The sequence below is a fragment of the Petroclostridium xylanilyticum genome, assembly GCF_002252565.1.
GTDB lineage: Bacteria > Bacillota > Clostridia > SK-Y3 > SK-Y3 > Petroclostridium > Petroclostridium xylanilyticum.
The window spans coordinates 174,211-190,127 of sequence record NZ_NPML01000007.1 but is presented as its reverse complement, the minus strand read 5'-3'; the positions used below and the strand labels follow the sequence as shown (position 1 = coordinate 190,127).

16 protein-coding genes and 1 other annotated feature (1 of these 17 running past the window's edge) are annotated in these 15,917 nt (G+C 38.8%); of the genes, 15 read left to right on the top strand and 1 reads right to left on the bottom strand.

The genetic code is table 11. The annotated features are described in order from the left end of the window. Positions 1-125: a binding site (T-box leader), on the top strand; it begins 102 nt to the left of the window's first position. 112 nt (positions 126-237) lie between these two features. From alaS to CIB29_RS04160, 4 genes are all read left to right on the top strand, one after another. Beyond that, positions 238-2,877, top strand: coding sequence for an alanine--tRNA ligase (gene alaS, locus CIB29_RS04175; RefSeq protein WP_094547061.1), 2,640 nt, complete (start codon positions 238-240; stop codon positions 2,875-2,877). Between the two features lie 146 nt (positions 2,878-3,023). After that, positions 3,024-3,368, top strand: a complete 345-nt coding sequence (locus CIB29_RS04170; protein WP_094547059.1) for a histidine triad nucleotide-binding protein — start codon at positions 3,024-3,026, stop codon at positions 3,366-3,368. A 178-nt stretch (positions 3,369-3,546) separates the two neighbouring features. Beyond that, positions 3,547-3,723, top strand: a complete 177-nt coding sequence (gene rpsU, locus CIB29_RS04165) for a 30S ribosomal protein S21 (RefSeq protein WP_094547057.1) — start codon at positions 3,547-3,549, stop codon at positions 3,721-3,723. A 44-nt stretch (positions 3,724-3,767) separates the two neighbouring features. Then, on the top strand, positions 3,768-4,211 hold the full coding sequence (locus CIB29_RS04160) for a GatB/YqeY domain-containing protein (RefSeq protein ID WP_094547055.1): 444 nt from the start codon (positions 3,768-3,770) through the stop codon (positions 4,209-4,211). A gap of 37 nt (positions 4,212-4,248) precedes the next feature. Here CIB29_RS04160 and CIB29_RS04155 read toward each other — a convergent pair whose 3' ends face one another. After that, positions 4,249-5,535, bottom strand: a complete 1,287-nt coding sequence (locus tag CIB29_RS04155; protein WP_094547053.1) for a glycoside hydrolase family 18 protein — start codon at positions 5,533-5,535, stop codon at positions 4,249-4,251. Between the two features lie 377 nt (positions 5,536-5,912). Between CIB29_RS04155 and CIB29_RS04150 the strand changes: the two genes are divergently transcribed. The 11 genes from CIB29_RS04150 (at position 5,913) to CIB29_RS04100 (ending at position 15,868) form a co-directional block, all read left to right on the top strand. Next, positions 5,913-6,431, top strand: a complete 519-nt coding sequence (locus CIB29_RS04150; protein ID WP_094547051.1) for a YqeG family HAD IIIA-type phosphatase — start codon at positions 5,913-5,915, stop codon at positions 6,429-6,431. Positions 6,432-6,477: 46 nt separating this feature from the next. Continuing rightward, entirely contained in the window at positions 6,478-7,341 is an 864-nt protein-coding gene (gene aroE / locus CIB29_RS04145) for a shikimate dehydrogenase (protein ID WP_094547049.1), read from the top strand. A gap of 198 nt (positions 7,342-7,539) precedes the next feature. Then, positions 7,540-9,231 carry a GspE/PulE family protein gene (locus CIB29_RS04140; protein WP_094547047.1) on the top strand — a complete coding sequence of 564 codons (1,692 nt, stop codon included), beginning with the start codon at positions 7,540-7,542 and terminating at the stop codon, positions 9,229-9,231. Positions 9,232-9,252: 21 nt separating this feature from the next. Further along, positions 9,253-10,308, top strand: a complete 1,056-nt coding sequence (locus CIB29_RS04135) for a type IV pilus twitching motility protein PilT (protein WP_094547045.1) — start codon at positions 9,253-9,255, stop codon at positions 10,306-10,308. A gap of 43 nt (positions 10,309-10,351) precedes the next feature. Next, complete coding sequence (locus CIB29_RS04130) at positions 10,352-11,563, top strand: type II secretion system F family protein (RefSeq protein WP_094547043.1); 1,212 nt, start codon at positions 10,352-10,354, stop codon at positions 11,561-11,563. A gap of 114 nt (positions 11,564-11,677) precedes the next feature. Beyond that, complete coding sequence (locus tag CIB29_RS04125) at positions 11,678-12,139, top strand: type II secretion system protein (RefSeq protein WP_094547041.1); 462 nt, start codon at positions 11,678-11,680, stop codon at positions 12,137-12,139. A gap of 107 nt (positions 12,140-12,246) precedes the next feature. After that, positions 12,247-12,999, top strand: coding sequence for a prepilin peptidase (locus tag CIB29_RS04120; RefSeq protein ID WP_198543744.1), 753 nt, complete (start codon positions 12,247-12,249; stop codon positions 12,997-12,999). A 145-nt stretch (positions 13,000-13,144) separates the two neighbouring features. Then, positions 13,145-13,597: a pilus assembly FimT family protein gene (locus CIB29_RS04115; protein WP_094547037.1), complete on the top strand. Its 453-nt coding sequence runs from the start codon at positions 13,145-13,147 to the stop codon at positions 13,595-13,597. Between the two features lie 33 nt (positions 13,598-13,630). Further along, positions 13,631-14,158, top strand: coding sequence for a PilW family protein (locus CIB29_RS04110; protein WP_157910202.1), 528 nt, complete (start codon positions 13,631-13,633; stop codon positions 14,156-14,158). 14 nt (positions 14,159-14,172) lie between these two features. Continuing rightward, positions 14,173-15,282: a type IV pilus assembly protein PilM gene (gene pilM, locus CIB29_RS04105; protein WP_094547033.1), complete on the top strand. Its 1,110-nt coding sequence runs from the start codon at positions 14,173-14,175 to the stop codon at positions 15,280-15,282. Positions 15,283-15,301: 19 nt separating this feature from the next. Continuing rightward, positions 15,302-15,868, top strand: a complete 567-nt coding sequence (locus tag CIB29_RS04100; protein ID WP_157910201.1) for a PilN domain-containing protein — start codon at positions 15,302-15,304, stop codon at positions 15,866-15,868. The last annotated feature ends 49 nt before the right edge of the window (positions 15,869-15,917 follow it).

Below are 15,917 nucleotides of genomic sequence, written 5' to 3'. Positions count from 1 at the left end.
TTCTGATGGTGAAGGTAGATAAGTATCCATCGGCGTTGGTTGCGTTAAGACTGCAGAGTGGTTGAGGAACGTATCTGTTCTTCATCAACTAGGGTGGTACCGCGTGAATGACTCTCGTCCCTAAGATTTATACTTAATTAGGACGAGAGTTTTTGTTTTGGATAGTGGGGAATTGATTTCCCAATTTTTTTATCTGTTAACTGTGAACTATGGACTAATACATGAAAGGAAGATAATATGCAAAAGTTAGGTTTAAATGAAATCAGAGAAAGATACTTAAGCTTTTTTGAGAGTAAAGGTCACTTGAGATTGCCAAGCTTTCCGCTGGTACCTCAAAATGACCCGAGTATTTTGTTAATTAACGCAGGTATGACTCCTTTAAAGCCTTATTTTACCGGGAAAGAAGTACCGCCCAGAAAAAGAATAACTACCTGTCAGAAGTGTATCCGGACTCCTGATATTGAACGTGTGGGTAAGACGGCACGACATGGTACATTTTTTGAAATGCTGGGCAATTTTTCTTTCGGAGATTATTTTAAGAGGGAAGCTACTGCCTGGGCGTGGGAATTTGTAACCCAGGACTTAAAATTACCCGTTGACAGGTTATGGGTCAGCATCTATAAAGAAGATGACGAAGCTTTTGAAATATGGACCAAAGAAGTTGGCGTTGCCCCTGATAGAATTGTAAGAATGGGTAAGGAGGACAATTTCTGGGAACATGGCACAGGTCCCTGCGGGCCATGCTCAGAAATATACTTTGACAGGGGTGAAGAGGCTGGCTGCGGTGACCCAAATTGTGCGGTAGGCTGTGATTGTGACAGGTTTGTAGAATTCTGGAACCTTGTATTTACGCAGTTTGATAAGGATGAGCAGGGAAATTATAACCGTTTGCCCAATCCAAACATTGATACGGGAATGGGATTGGAAAGACTGGCTGCCATCATGCAGGGGGTTAATTCCCTATTTGAGGTAGACACTGTTAAAAACATAATGGAGCACGTAAGTAAAGTTGCTGGGGTAAAATACAAAGAAGACCCCAAAAAGGATATTTCTTTAAGAGTAATTACCGACCATATCCGAAGCACTACTTTTATGGTTTCGGATGGAATACTTCCATCTAATGAAGGAAGAGGGTATGTATTAAGAAGGCTGTTAAGAAGGGCAGCCCGCCATGGTAAATTGTTAGGAATTGAAAAGCCGTTCCTTTATGAGGTTGCCGAAACAGTAATAAATGAATCAAAAGAGGCTTACCCTGAACTGGAGGAGAAAAGAGAATATATTAAAAAAGTAATTAAAGTTGAAGAAGAAAGATTTGATGAAACCATAGACCAGGGTTTAAATATATTGAACCAATATATCGCTGAATTAAAAGAAGCTAACCAGAAGATACTTAGCGGAGATAAAGCATTCAGATTATACGATACTTATGGTTTTCCCATTGACTTGACGAGAGAAATCCTGGCTGAACAGGGTATGGGAATAGATGAAGAAGGTTTTAATCATGAAATGAATGAACAAAGGGAAAGAGCGAGAGCTGCCCGCCAGGAAGCTGATTCTGCAGCTTGGGGCAACGATGTATTTTCAAAAATGGATAGAAATATCAGTACGCAGTTTACCGGGTACTTCCAGTTTGCGTCCATATCCCGCGTTTTAGCTATTATCAAAGGTAATACAGAAGTTGATAAGGCTTCCAAAGGAGAACAGGTTACAATTCTCCTGGACCAAACACCGTTTTATGGTGAAAGCGGCGGTCAGGTTGGCGATACCGGGGTACTTGAAAGCAATAATGTAAAAATCAGGGTGCTGGATTGTAAAAAACAGGGTGAGGGAAGATTCCTTCATATTTGTGAAATAGAATCCGGTGAGGTATCCAAAAATGATGAAGTTAAAGCAGTGATTGATTTAGAGAGAAGAAAAGCGATATCCAGAAATCATACTGCAACCCACCTATTACAAAAAGCCCTAAGAAATGTATTGGGAGACCATGTTGCACAGTCCGGTTCACAGGTTGCACCTGACAGGTTGAGATTTGACTTTTCCCATTATTCCGCCATGACTAAAGAAGAAATAGATAAAGTGGAGAGGGAAGTAAACAGGGTAGTACTGGACAGCCTTCCAATTGAAGCTAAAGAAATGCCGATTGAAGAAGCTAAAAAAATGGGAGCAACTGCACTGTTTGGAGAAAAATACGGCAGTATTGTAAGACTTGTAAAAATGGGCGACTACAGCCTTGAATTATGTGGAGGGTCGCATTTAACATCCACCAGCCAAGTTGGGGCATTTAAGATTATAAGTGAAGGAGGAGTAGCTGCAGGGGTTAGAAGAATTGAAGCAGTTACAGGACTGGAAGCCTTAGATTATTTTGCAAACAAAGAGAAAGCCTTAGAAGAAGTGGCGGTTATTCTCAAAAGCAGTTCTTCTGATATAGTTAAAAAAGCAGAAGCATTGGTAAATGAATTAAAAACCAGCCAGAAAGAAGTTGAAAATTTAAGAAATAAACTTGTCCGTAGCTCAGCAGACGATATTCTTTCAAAGGCTGTGCATGTTAAAGGTATCAAGGTTGTCACTGCAAGAATGGACGAATTGGATATGGACGGTTTGAGAAATATGGGGGATACTCTGCGGAATAAACTGGGTTCCGGGGTAGTAGCTCTTGCCACAGGAAATGAAGGCAAGGTAAATTTTGTGGTCATGGCGACAAAAGATGTAGTTGCTAAAGGAATTCATGCCGGCAATATCATAAAAGAAGTGGCCAAGACTGCCGGCGGCGGTGGCGGCGGAAGACCTGATATGGCACAGGCCGGTGGGAAGGATGTTTCTAAGATTGATGAGGCACTGAACAAGGTCATAGGTTTGATTGAGCAGCAAATTAAATGAAGATATAAGAAGCCCTGAGCAATCAAGCACTTTTTCAGCAGTTTCGAGCGTGCTCGGCGAAACCCTGATCAATCAAACATATTTTCATAGGTATTTGTGACTTGTTAAGGCAGGTCGTAGTAGTTGATAGGAAAGGAGAGATTAGAATGTCTGATTGTATTTTCTGTAAAATAGCAGCAAAAGAAATTCCTTCTTCAATTGTTTACGAAGATGACCGGATTCTGGCTTTTAAGGACATAAATCCTGCGGCGCCGGTACATATCTTGGTTATACCCAGGCAGCACATATCTTCTGCAATGGAAATTGATGAAAGCAATGCTGATATCGTCAGTCATATCTTCAAGATCTGTAAAAAAATTGCCGGGGATATGGGAATTGCAGAAACAGGATTTAGAATTGTAAACAATTGCGGCCATGACGGTGGGCAGACGGTAGGACACATACATTTTCATCTTCTTGGCGGCAGGGCACTTTCCTGGCCTCCGGGTTGATAATATTAGTTAATAATTATTTTGTTAAAATTATGGGAATTATGCATATTGACATGGTTTAAGAGTTTAATGTATAATTATTTTGTGTTGTAGTTTTGTTTTGTTCCCATTAATTTACAAAGCAAGTTTTACAGCTTATACCGCGCACAATTGATAGTAGCGGAGGGAGGGAAATATAATGTCAGAGATTAGAGTAAAAGATAATGAGTCATTAGACAGTGCACTTCGCCGATTTAAACGTCAATGTGCTAAAGCTGGTGTTTTATCTGAAATCAGAAAGAGAGAACACTATGAAAAGCCAAGTGTAAAACGTAAAAAGAAATCCGAAGCCGCAAGAAAGAGAAAGTTTAAGTAAAAAAGACGCACGTTTGACTCTAGGAAAAAGGAGGGGTGGTAAAAGTGTCCCTCAAAGACAGATTATTGGAAGATATGAAGGCTGCTATGAAGGATAAGGACTTGATCAGAAAGAATACTGTTCAGATGGCAAGAGCAGCAATCCTTCAGGTTGAAAAAGATAATAAGGTAACTCTCGACGATGAAGGAGTTATTGAAGTAATTTCTAAAGAAGTTAAGAAACGAAAAGATGTACTCCCTGAATATGAAAAGAGTGGCCGACAGGATTTAATAGATAATTTAAATAAAGAAATCGAAGTTTTGATGGGCTACCTGCCTGAGCAGCTGTCTGAAGAGCAACTGGATGAAATAGTGAAGATAACAATCCAAGAAGTTGGTGCTTCCAGTATGAAGGACATGGGAAAGGTAATGGCAGCCATCATGCCAAAGACCAAAGGTCGGGCGGATGGAAAAACAATCAATGCCCTTGTAAAGAAATACTTAGCATAAAAAATGAGTAGGTTTTATCACCTACTCATTTTTTATGCTATACTACCTTCTTAATTTTAAATAAATCCTCCAAAACAATCCAATTCTGGGGAAACGGCCTGCCAAGTACCCAATAGCTTACTCCCCGTACTCCCAGACGGCTTACAAGCTCATATTTAGCTTTTACACTCCGCGCATCTTCAAACCACACAATATGTTCCTTACCTGCCGTATCAAAGTAAGTATAATAAGGCGACTGTGAAACATTATCATACTGTATTGCGGTCCTGTACTTCTGTGCCAGCCCAACGGCCGCTTTAGGACTGAGCGTTACTGCATATGGCCCGCCGCGGACATAGGGCAGTGTCCAGTCATAGCCATATAGGGGGATGCCCATCATGATTTTGTTTGCCGGTATAACTGATAAGGCATAATCAAGCACTCTTTTTACCTGGTTCAGCGGAGCTACAGGCATAGGAGGGCCTCCTGACCAGCCCCATTCATAGGTCATCAGTACGGTAAAATCCACAATGCTTCCATGAGCAGGATAATCATGGGCGGTATACCAGGGGCCTGTAACCTCGGCGGAATATTTTGGAGCAAGAGCAGTAGTAAAAATAAAACCTTCATTATTCAAACGGGTTTTAAATTTTCTTAAAAATTGGTTATAAAGTTCACGGTCATCAGGAAAAACTCTTTCAAAATCTACATTAACTCCGGAATACCTTTTGCTTTTTAAAATTCGGACTACATTACTGATAAGGGCACTTTGGATGTTTTCATTTGCAAGTAAAGCATGGACTAATTCTGAACTGAATGTTCCTCCGGCAAAATTGGTAATGACCATTAAGGGAGCAACATTATTTTGACGGGCGGTATTAATAATTTCTGTATCATTTACCGGTATGAGAGTGCCGTCGGTTCTAACCCGGTAACTGAATATGCTGATGTAAGTGAGATAAGATGCTATTTGACGTACAATTTGAGCTTCATCCTCCCTTCCGCTTGGTTCGATATAAGCATTTACCTCAATTGTGTCCAGCCGGTCAGATTCGGCCGGAATCATCAAACATTGTCCCGGATAAATAAGTGCGGGATTTTGAATATTATTTGCCTCCACAATCGCACTTACAGTAGTACCGTACTGTTGTGCAATTAGCCATAAACTATCTCCGGGACGTATGATGTGTATTAATGTGGCAGCAGGTATTACAAGGCTTTGTCCGGGAATTATAAGTGCAGGATTATCTATTTCATTCGCCCGGATAATACGTTCCAAAGGGACACCGTACTGCCTGGAAATATTCCATAAATTATCTCCGGGTTTTACCGCATGAATAACCATTCTTCCACCTCATCTATAAAAAATAATGTATTATAATTGACCAACTTTAAAATTAAATATTGTGAGTTTAAAGTTGGTCAATTTCATCGATAACTACATTAATTTATTTTTAACTCTAATATTAAGTTATCGATATTATTAGTATATTTTAGTAAAAGGCGACAGATGCGCACTTTTTTAATAGCAGGGGGTGAGGAATAGAAAATAATAATAAGTACAAAAATTAATAAAGGCTAATAAAATGTTGAAAAAATAAGTGTAATAGCTTAGAATACATTTATGAAAGTATAAGCTTTCCCAGAAAAGCATAACATAAAATAAATTAATTTTGAAATGAACTAGCACAACAAGGATAAATTAGACATTGGAGGTGACTTATGTTAGAAATTCTTTTTCCGAGTTTAGTGGTAGACGGTATAGAAGATATTGACTTAAAAACATTGCAAAAAAATAATATAAAGGGACTTATTATTGATATAGATAATACATTGGTTGCATGGGATATCAAAGAAGCAGATGAAAAATCAATGCGGTGGATTGGATATTTAAAAAGCCAGGGAATTAAAATCTGTCTTGTTTCCAACAATACCGAAGATAGAGTGGTCAAATTTAATGAAAATCTAAAGCTCTATGCCATACATCGTGCAAACAAACCCCGCAGAGCGCCTTTCTTGAAAGCATTAGAATACCTTAAGACAAAACCGGAAGAAACGGCTGTCATCGGTGATCAGATTTTCACCGATGTATTGGGCGGCAATCGCTTAAACATGTTTACAATACTGGTAACTCCCATCAGCCAAAAAGAATTTCCGCTTATCAAGTTTAAAAGGTTTTTTGAAAAAATGGTAATGAAGAATTATGAGAAGAAGTTAGAGAGAAAGTTGGAGAAACGGTAAAGACATAGATAGAGGTATAATTATCAATTTATAAAGGGTGGTTTTAATGGAAGTTCAGATCAATGGGCATACAAAAATTCTAGGTGTCATAGGGGATCCTATAGAGCACAGCCTGTCACCTCGTATTCATAATACTCTTTGCAAGCATTTAGACCTTAATTATGTTTATGTTCCCTTCAGGGTTGCACCTGACCATCTTCAAGACGCAGTAAAAGGCTTTAAGGCTGTAGGAATCACAGGTTTTAATGTTACCATTCCCCATAAGAAAAATATTATCAGATATCTGGATGAAGTATCAAAAGAGGCCTTATTAATGGGAGCTGTTAATACAGTAAAAAATATTGATGGCAGGCTGTATGGATATAATACCGACGGAGACGGGTTTGTAAAATCTCTTAAAAGCCAGGGGGTATATATAAAAGATAAAAACATTGTGATGATAGGTGCAGGAGGTTCGGCGAGAGGTATTGCGGTTAAACTTGCCATGGAGGGAGCCAGAAGCATTATCATTTTAAACAGGACCCTGGAAAAGGCCCAGGATATAAGCAGCATGATCAATAACAATATTCATAATATTTCTCAAAGTGATTTGTTTACCAACCATAACCTGATCTGCTATGCGGAATCCTGTGACATTCTTATTAATACAACTCCTATCGGCATGTACCCTGACACAAATGCCTGCCCGGTAGAGGATTTAAGTTTTCTTAATCCCGGCACTGTAGCATGTGATTTGATCTATAATCCCGAAAAAACAGTTTTTCTGTCAAAGGCAGAAGAAGCAGGCTGTAAAACTGTCAATGGATGGGGAATGCTGATTTTTCAGGCAGTCAGTGCCTTTGAAATTTGGACAGGTGTAAAAGTTAGCGGAGATTTAATAAAAATTTTACATGAATTATGCATAAACTAGAAGGAATTTTTGATATTATATAGAATATATTTAATTGCGTGGGTCGTAGGACTATAGTCCTAATATTTTTGTCGTTTTATAGTTCTTAAGTCCTGCGTTTTTTTACAAAATACACATTTGTCAGTTGAAATATTATTACTGATGTGGTAAATTTAAGATATAAAGTCTATCTACAAAATAAACTGGTGGGGGAAATCAATGTTTAGAGAAAAAAGAAAGAGGCTGGGAGACCTGCTGGTAGAAGCAGGGATGATTACTGCTGAACAACTGAAGGAGGCCCTTTCTATTCAGAAACAGACAGGAAAAAAACTCGGTGAGGTGTTAATAAGCCAGCACTTCGTAACCCAGGAACACATTATTCAGGTTTTGGAGTTTCAATTAGGCATACCTCATGTTTCTCTTGACAAATATGACGTTGACCCGGAAGCGACAAAAAAAATAAGTGAGAATCTTGCAAAACGTCATGAACTTATTCCTATAAAAATAGATAATAACAAATTGGTTGTAGCCATGAGTGACCCTTTAAATATTTTTGCCATTGACGATGTCAGGATTTTTTCAGGTATGGAAGTACAACCGGTTATTGCTACCTCATCGGATATCTCCCGGGCCATAGATATCTATTATGGAAAGCAGGAAGCCTTGAAGGCTGCAGAAGAATATAAAAGGGAATACGGTATCGCAGCCCCGGTGGAAAAGATAGACGGCAATATTGAAGATGTGGTTAACAGTGCCCCTATTGTCAAGCTGGTCAACTCCATTATTGAGCAAGCTGTGAGGACAAAAGCAAGTGATATACACATAGAACCTTCGAATAAGCACATACGTATTCGATACAGGATAGACGGGCAATTGCAGGAAATCATGAAGCATGATATCCAGCTTCTTCCTGCTATTGTCACCAGAATTAAAATTACCGGCGAAATGAATATTGCAGAAAAAAGAAAGCCTCAAGACGGCAGGACTACCATGGTGGTGGATGGTAATGAATATGACCTTAGAGTTTCCATACTGCCTACTGTTTATGGCGAAAAAACAGTGATAAGAATTGCCGACAAGCAGGGGCTGTTAAAGACAAAAGAACAATTAGGCCTTTATTCCAGTGACCTGGAAAAATTCAATCAAATTTTGAGGAACCCCCATGGTATGATTTTGATAACAGGGCCAACAGGTAGTGGTAAATCTACAACCTTATATACGGCTATCAGGGAGTTAAATAAGGAAAATCTTAATATTATTACCGTTGAAGACCCGGTGGAAGCAACCATTGAAGGGATAAACCAGGTTCAGGTAAATCCAAAGGCCGGTCTGGATTTTGCGGTAGCATTGCGTTCTATTTTAAGGCAAGACCCTGATATTATTATGATTGGGGAAATCAGGGACAGGGAAACAGCCGAAATTGCAGTAAGGGCTGCAGTTACCGGGCATTTGGTAGTAAGCACGCTGCATACGAATGATGCGCCCAGTACCATTACTCGGTTAATGGATATGAATATAGAACCTTTTTTAATTAGTACTTCACTGGTTGGTATCATTTCACAGAGGCTGGTAAGGAAAATCTGTCCCAGATGCAAGGAGAAATATATCCCTTTACAAAGTGAATTGGAGATTTTAGATATACCGGAGGCCGAAAATATTACTTTATTCCGTGGAAAAGGTTGTAACGCCTGTCATAATTCCGGCTACCAGGGCAGAATCGGGGTGTATGAAATTATCTCAATATCCCACCATATCAGGCAGTTAATTAACCAAAGGGCCGATGCCGATAAGATCCGGGAACAGGCTGTTAAAGAGGGAATGAATACATTAAAGGCAGGCTGCAGCCGACTTGTGCTGGAAGGCATCACTACCATTGAGGAGTTAATCAGGGTAGCATATTCCCTTGAGTAGATTATAATCTTATGGAGGAATATCATGACCATAGATGAACTTTTAAAACATACCGTTGAAAAGGGTGCTTCGGATTTACATATAACCGTGGGTATTCCCCCTATTATGAGGCTTCACGGGAAGCTCATTCCTATAGGTGAACATAAATTGATGCCTGAGGATACTGAAAGATATATCCGGCAAATACTTAATGAATCTCAATTAAAGGCATTCCAAGAAAAAGGTGAAATGGACCTATCCTTTTCACTGGCAGGGATTGGACGCTTCAGGGTGAATGTTTTCAAGCAGAGAGGTACTATGGCTGCCGCTATCCGGTTGGTGGCATCAAAAATACCCAACCCTGAAGATCTTGGACTTCCTTCTTCTGTTATTGAATTATCCAAAAAGACGAGGGGGTTGATTCTGGTTACCGGCCCGACCGGCAGCGGTAAATCCACTACCCTTGCATCTTTAATCAATTTGATCAACCACGAGAGGGCAGATCATATTCTTACGCTGGAAGATCCAATTGAATACCTGCACAGGCATCATAAAAGCATTGTAAACCAGAGGGAAATAGGCCATGATTCCCAGAGTTATGCGAATGCATTGAGGGCTGCTTTAAGGCAGGACCCCGATGTTATACTTGTAGGTGAGATGAGAGACCTGGAAACCATCTCTATTGCCATTACTGCGGCGGAAACCGGTCATCTTGTGTTGTCCACCTTGCATACCGTCGGAGCTGCAAAAACCATAGACAGAATCATTGACGTATTTCCGCCTTCCCAGCAACAGCAAATCAGAATACAAATGTCTACCGTGCTCCAGGCGGTTATATCCCAGCAGCTGCTGCCGCGTAGAGATAAAAGTGGAAGGGTGGCTGCGATAGAGGTAATGATCGCCAATCCCGCTATCAGGAACCTGATTAGGGAAGGAAAAACGCATCAAATTACTTCGAGCATCCAAACAGGCTTGAAGTTCGGCATGCAAACCATGGACGGTGCTCTGGCAGATTTATATAGAAAAGGTATCATCACACGGGAGGACGCAATGACTTACGCCGTTGACCAGGAAATGTTAAGTAAATTGCTTTTATAGGGAAAACTGTGAACCGTGAACGAATAAAAGGGGTGGCAGGTTGATGCCGGTTTATATGTATAAAGCAAAGACAATAGATGGAATGAATGTCAAAGGTACGCTGGAGGCAAACGATCCGGCTACCGTATTTTCCATGTTAAAGGAAAAAGGATATTATCCCATACAGGTTGCTGAGCAGAGTATACTTCAAAAAGATATTTCCTTTGACTTTATGGAAAAGGTCAAATTGAAAGATATGGCAGTTTTCTGCCGGCAGTTTGCCACCATTATCAACGCCGGAATTTCAGTCCTTGGTTGTCTGGATATTCTAAGGCAGCAGACAGAAAATAAAAAATTAAAAAACACCGTTGAAAAAATATATGAATCAGTACAAAAAGGCAATACCCTTTCAAGTTCCATGAAAGAACATAAGGTTTTTCCATCCATCCTGTTAAGCATGGTGGAAGCAGGAGAAGTAAGCGGAAGCCTTGATGTTGCCCTGGAAAGAATGGCAGTGCACTTTGAAAAGGAAAACAAAATCAACCAAAAGGTAAAGGGAGCCATGACCTATCCCATCATTGTTGCCATCATAGCAACCATCGTTATTGCCATACTTATTACTTTTGTAGTGCCAAACTTCGTAGGAATGTTTGCCGGTATGGGGATGGAACTGCCGGCCACAACAAAAGCATTGCTGGCAATAAGCAATTTTGTTAAAAAGTTTTGGTATGTTATTATTGGTGTCATTATTGGACTTGCAATTCTTTTCAGGTATTTTGCATCCACAACTGCCGGCAAAAATATCATTGACGGTATAAAATTAAAGCTGCCCGTCTTCGGGCCGGTAAATCAAAAGGTGGTATCCTCACGATTTACCAGGACATTGAGCACTTTACTGGCCTCCGGATTACCGCTTTTAACTTCCTTAGAAATCGTTGAAAAGGTGGTAGATAATGATGTAGTGGCAAAAGGATTAGAGAAAGCAAAGCAGGAGGTCAGCAGAGGGGTCAGTCTTGCACAGCCCATTGCACAAATAGGGATATTCCCCCCCATGGTGATTCATATGTTAAAAATCGGAGAAAATACAGGAGCTTTAGAGAGTATTCTGGCAAAGACAGCAGACTTTTACGATGATGAGGTGGAGACGGCCATCACACAGATGACCACCATGCTGGAACCGTTGATTATAGTAATCATGGCCATAGTGGTCGGGTTTATTATATTATCGGTGGTGCAGCCCATGTTTGGGATGTTCCAAGGATTGGGGAGCATGTAAAAATCATCTTATTATTCAACAATATCAACAAAAAATTGATTAATTTTTGTTAATATTGCCAAATATGGTGGTATTATAATAAAGAACATAAAAATAAGAAAGGGGATCAATAAAATGGTTAAGAAGGTAAAAAAAGTATTAAAAAACAACAGGGGTTTTTCTTTAATCGAGTTGATTGTAGTTATTGCAATACTAGGAGTATTAGCAGGAGTAGCTGCACCTAATATTGTTGATTACGTTAACGATGCAAGAGAAAAAGCAGATATTGCTAATGGAGCTATAATTGCAAATGCATATTTGAGAGCAATTGCAGAAGGTTATACGCTTGCTGCTACTACCGATACAAAGATATCTGAAGTTGATAATGATGGTAACTTAACAGCTGGTGGTAATGGAGGAAGTAAAACTTTAGTACCTGATTTTATTCAAACGCTACCCATTCCTAAACAAAGTGGCTTTAAAAAATTTTATTACTCTTATAAAGACAACACATTAATAATATATAAAGGTCCTGATAATGCTACTGCTACGGGCACTGGAGTAGTTCAAGTATATCCTTATACCCAATTAGATTAAGAATATCATAAAGAAAGTTGTGGTAGGCTCTTACTTATTGAGATAATTCCATTGTTGAAACATGTATATGTCAGTAAACTAATTATTTGTTTAGAATGTGATTGTTTATGATAAATTTATTAATATTTATTTTAGGTTTTCTCATAGGCAGTTTCCTCAATGTTTGCATCCACCGTATTCCGCTGGGCCAGACGGTGGTGACCACCCCTTCCCACTGTCCTGAGTGTAATAAACGGATAAGGTGGTACGATCTGATTCCTGTAATCAGTTATATATTATTGAGGGGGAAATGCCGGTTTTGCAAACAGAAAATTTCAATCAGGTATCCACTGGTAGAGCTGCTCAATGGAGCAGTCTGCCTGTGGATTTATAGTATTTATGGCATGTCAGTACAGTTTGCCGGACTGGCTTTTTTGGCTTCTGCACTCATTGTGATTGCATTTATTGACTATGCCCATAGGATTATTCCTAACCGCATTGTTATCGTAATGCTGGCAGCCGGAATTGTCTATGTATATTTTAACCCTTATATTACTTATGGGGATGCCATCTTGGGCTTTTTTGCCGCCAGCCTGCCTCTGTTAATTCTTGCCGTTTTATCCAATGGCGGCATGGGCGGCGGCGATATCAAGCTGATGGCAGCAGCAGGTGTTTTTTTGGGGTGGAAACTTATTCTGCTTTCTCTTGTATTTGCTTCTATTATTGGTTCTTTCATTGGAATTATATTGATTTTATTAAAGATTATAAAGCGAGAAGACCCAATCCCCTTTGGGCCGTTTTTATCAGCAGGAATATTTATATCAATACTGTATGGTCAAAAAATAATAGAATGGTATTTAAGATTCTATAAATTAAGTTGAAAATAGTAAAATTTTAAAATAAAACAGAATAAAATGTAGATTGTGCAGATTAATAATAAAATATTTTGAATGTATGGAACGATTTTAAACCGTTTCAGTCGATTTTTTTACTGTGAACTGTGAACTATTAAAGGAATGACCTCGAATGAAAAAGCTTCTGAATGACAAAGGGTACACTTTCATTGAAATGATAGTGGTAGCTGCTGTTATGGGTGTTCTTTTATCGCTTTCTATTGTTAATGCACAAATGGATCAGGATGTCTTGTTAAAGAAGTGTGCCAATAAATTGGTGCAGGATATTAGATATATACAAATGAAGACAATTTACGAGAAAAATCCCGGTTATAAGATATATGCAAATTACGGTGACAATCGTTATCGATATAAAATCTTCCGGCCGGGGAAGCCTGAAGAGATTATCGTATTTGATAAAGGCATTTCTTTTGTCAGTACCATTGCAGGCAGTTTTGTTGAATTCGAAATTACCGGGGAACCAGTCCAACCTGGCAGCTTTATATTGAAAAATACCAGGGGTACCCAGATTAGGATAGCTATAGAGTTTACCACAGGCAGGATCAGGGTAAGCAATATAAATTAGATGCCAAATAAAGATATGTTGGTGTATTTATTTATGAAAAAAACATGGAAATATTTAAAGAATTGTTCTGCATATACGCTGGTTGAAATGTTGGTGGTGGTAGCAATTATAGGATTAATAAGCATTCCTGCAACCTTGTTTTTTATCTCAAATTATACCACCTATTTCAAAGAAACCAATAAGATGGATGTGCAGCAGTTGGCCCGTGCCGGTATGGATTTTATTGTAACTAAAATGCGGCAGGCACAGCAGTCTTCCATACAGGTCTATAGTAATACTATCGGTGGTAATACCACATATGAACTGGAATTAATCATAGAAGGTACTCCCAATAAGAGATATACGTACTACCTGGATGGGACAAATTTACTGCAAAGAGAAGAAGAGCAGTTTCAATCCGGCAGTTGGGGGAATGCGGCATCAAACCAGTTGATATATAATGTTACAGAATTTATGGCAGTTAAAAACGGTAATCTGGTAACAGTTACGGTTAGAGTTAAGATTGATGGTATTAACGGATATGAGATGGAATTAAAAAATTCACATAAAATAAGAAACTAACGGGGTGGATAAATTTGCTTTTTCCAAAATTCATTGCACTGGATATAGGAACCTGCAATACTAAAATGATACAGGCCATGGTAATTGGCAGCAAGATAAATGTAGATAAGTTTGCCATGTTTCCTACTCCCCAATATTCTATTGATGATGGACGCATCATGGATGCAGACATGCTGGCTGAACAAATAAAAAAGCATCTGGAATCTAACAGGATGCGGGCAAAGAATGCAATTATAACTATTTCAGGGACTTCCATCATTACTCGGGAGATTATACTGCCAAGGGCTAACGGGCGGGAATTTAAAGCAATGGTTGATATGGAGGCCCCGCAATATTTTCCGGTGGATATGGATAATTACATATTAGACTATAAAGTGTTAGAAGAGATTAAGAACGGAAAAGGGGCGCAGTACAGGACCATATTGGTAGCAGTGCCTGCCAATATTATACAGGGTTATATCCAATTAATGGAAAAATGCGGTTTGCATATTTACGCCATTGATTTTGTAGGAAATAGTATTGTAAAGCTGATGAGAAATGAAATGATGCAAAGATGCAATAAGAAAAGTAAAGAGGGAAAGAATTCAGATATTAAAGAACTTGCAAATACAGAAGATACCGTAGCTGTGGTAGATATAGGCTGCAAGACTACGACGGTTACTATTCTTTCTAAGGGGATTTTAAAGTTTAACAGAATACTCCTTTATGGCAGCGAAAATTTTAGCACACTGATTGCCAATAACCTTGGGATTACTTTTGAAGAGGCTGAAAGAAAAAAGCAACGGAAAGGAAGGATTATCCTTTCTGATGAACAGCAGCAGGATGCCGAAATGGTTGCCATCAGTGAGGGGATACGATCGGTACTGCTTGGCTTTATTGATGACATCGGGCACTTTTTTGACTTTTACAATTCACGGAATACAGGCAACAGGATAGATAAGATATATCTTACCGGTGGTGGTTCTATGGTAAGAGATATATCAGAATATTTGGAAAATGCGTTGAATATTAAAACCGAAAGAATCATTGAATTTGAGAATGTGAATTATCCAAGGCAAGATGGAACCTTTCAAGAGATTCAAGTTTACTTTGCCAATTGTTTAGGGGCAGTACTTAATAAGTAAAGTAGTGAGGATGGTAATTTTGTTAACAAAAGATATAAATTTATTGCCGCCAGAGATTATTAATGATAGAAAAAGCCGCGAACGTACTAATTTAATCATTTTACTTTCTATATTGATTACCGTGACTGCTTTTTCTCTGCTGCTCATCCCCTATAATCAACTGCTTCGGTTAGAAGGGAAAAAAAGGCACTTGAAGGAAAGTATCTCGAGACTATCAAATATTACGGCGGTTGAAAAAAAATTAGAGGAGGAAAAAGGTAAGCTGGTTTTTCGCAAAAAAGTATTGTCAATGATTGAAACAGAAGAATATGACATACTGCTTGTACTTGAGAAGATAGAAAAACTTATACCGGAGGATATATTTTTTCTATCTTTAACTACTTCCGGAAATAAGCTTACAATCAGCGGAGCAGCCAAAAATAAAGAAGCAGTGGCGGATTTGATTTATAGCATGAAAGAGCTTAATATTTTTGAAGATGTATTTGTTCCCAGTATTATAGGAGTACAAACAGGCGTTGAAGAAGACCAAGCCGGAATAAAGAATTTTACAATGAACTGTACGATAAAAACTGGAAAGGGAAACTAGTCTATGAGGCTATCGGATAAAGATAAAAAATTATTAATATTTTTACTAT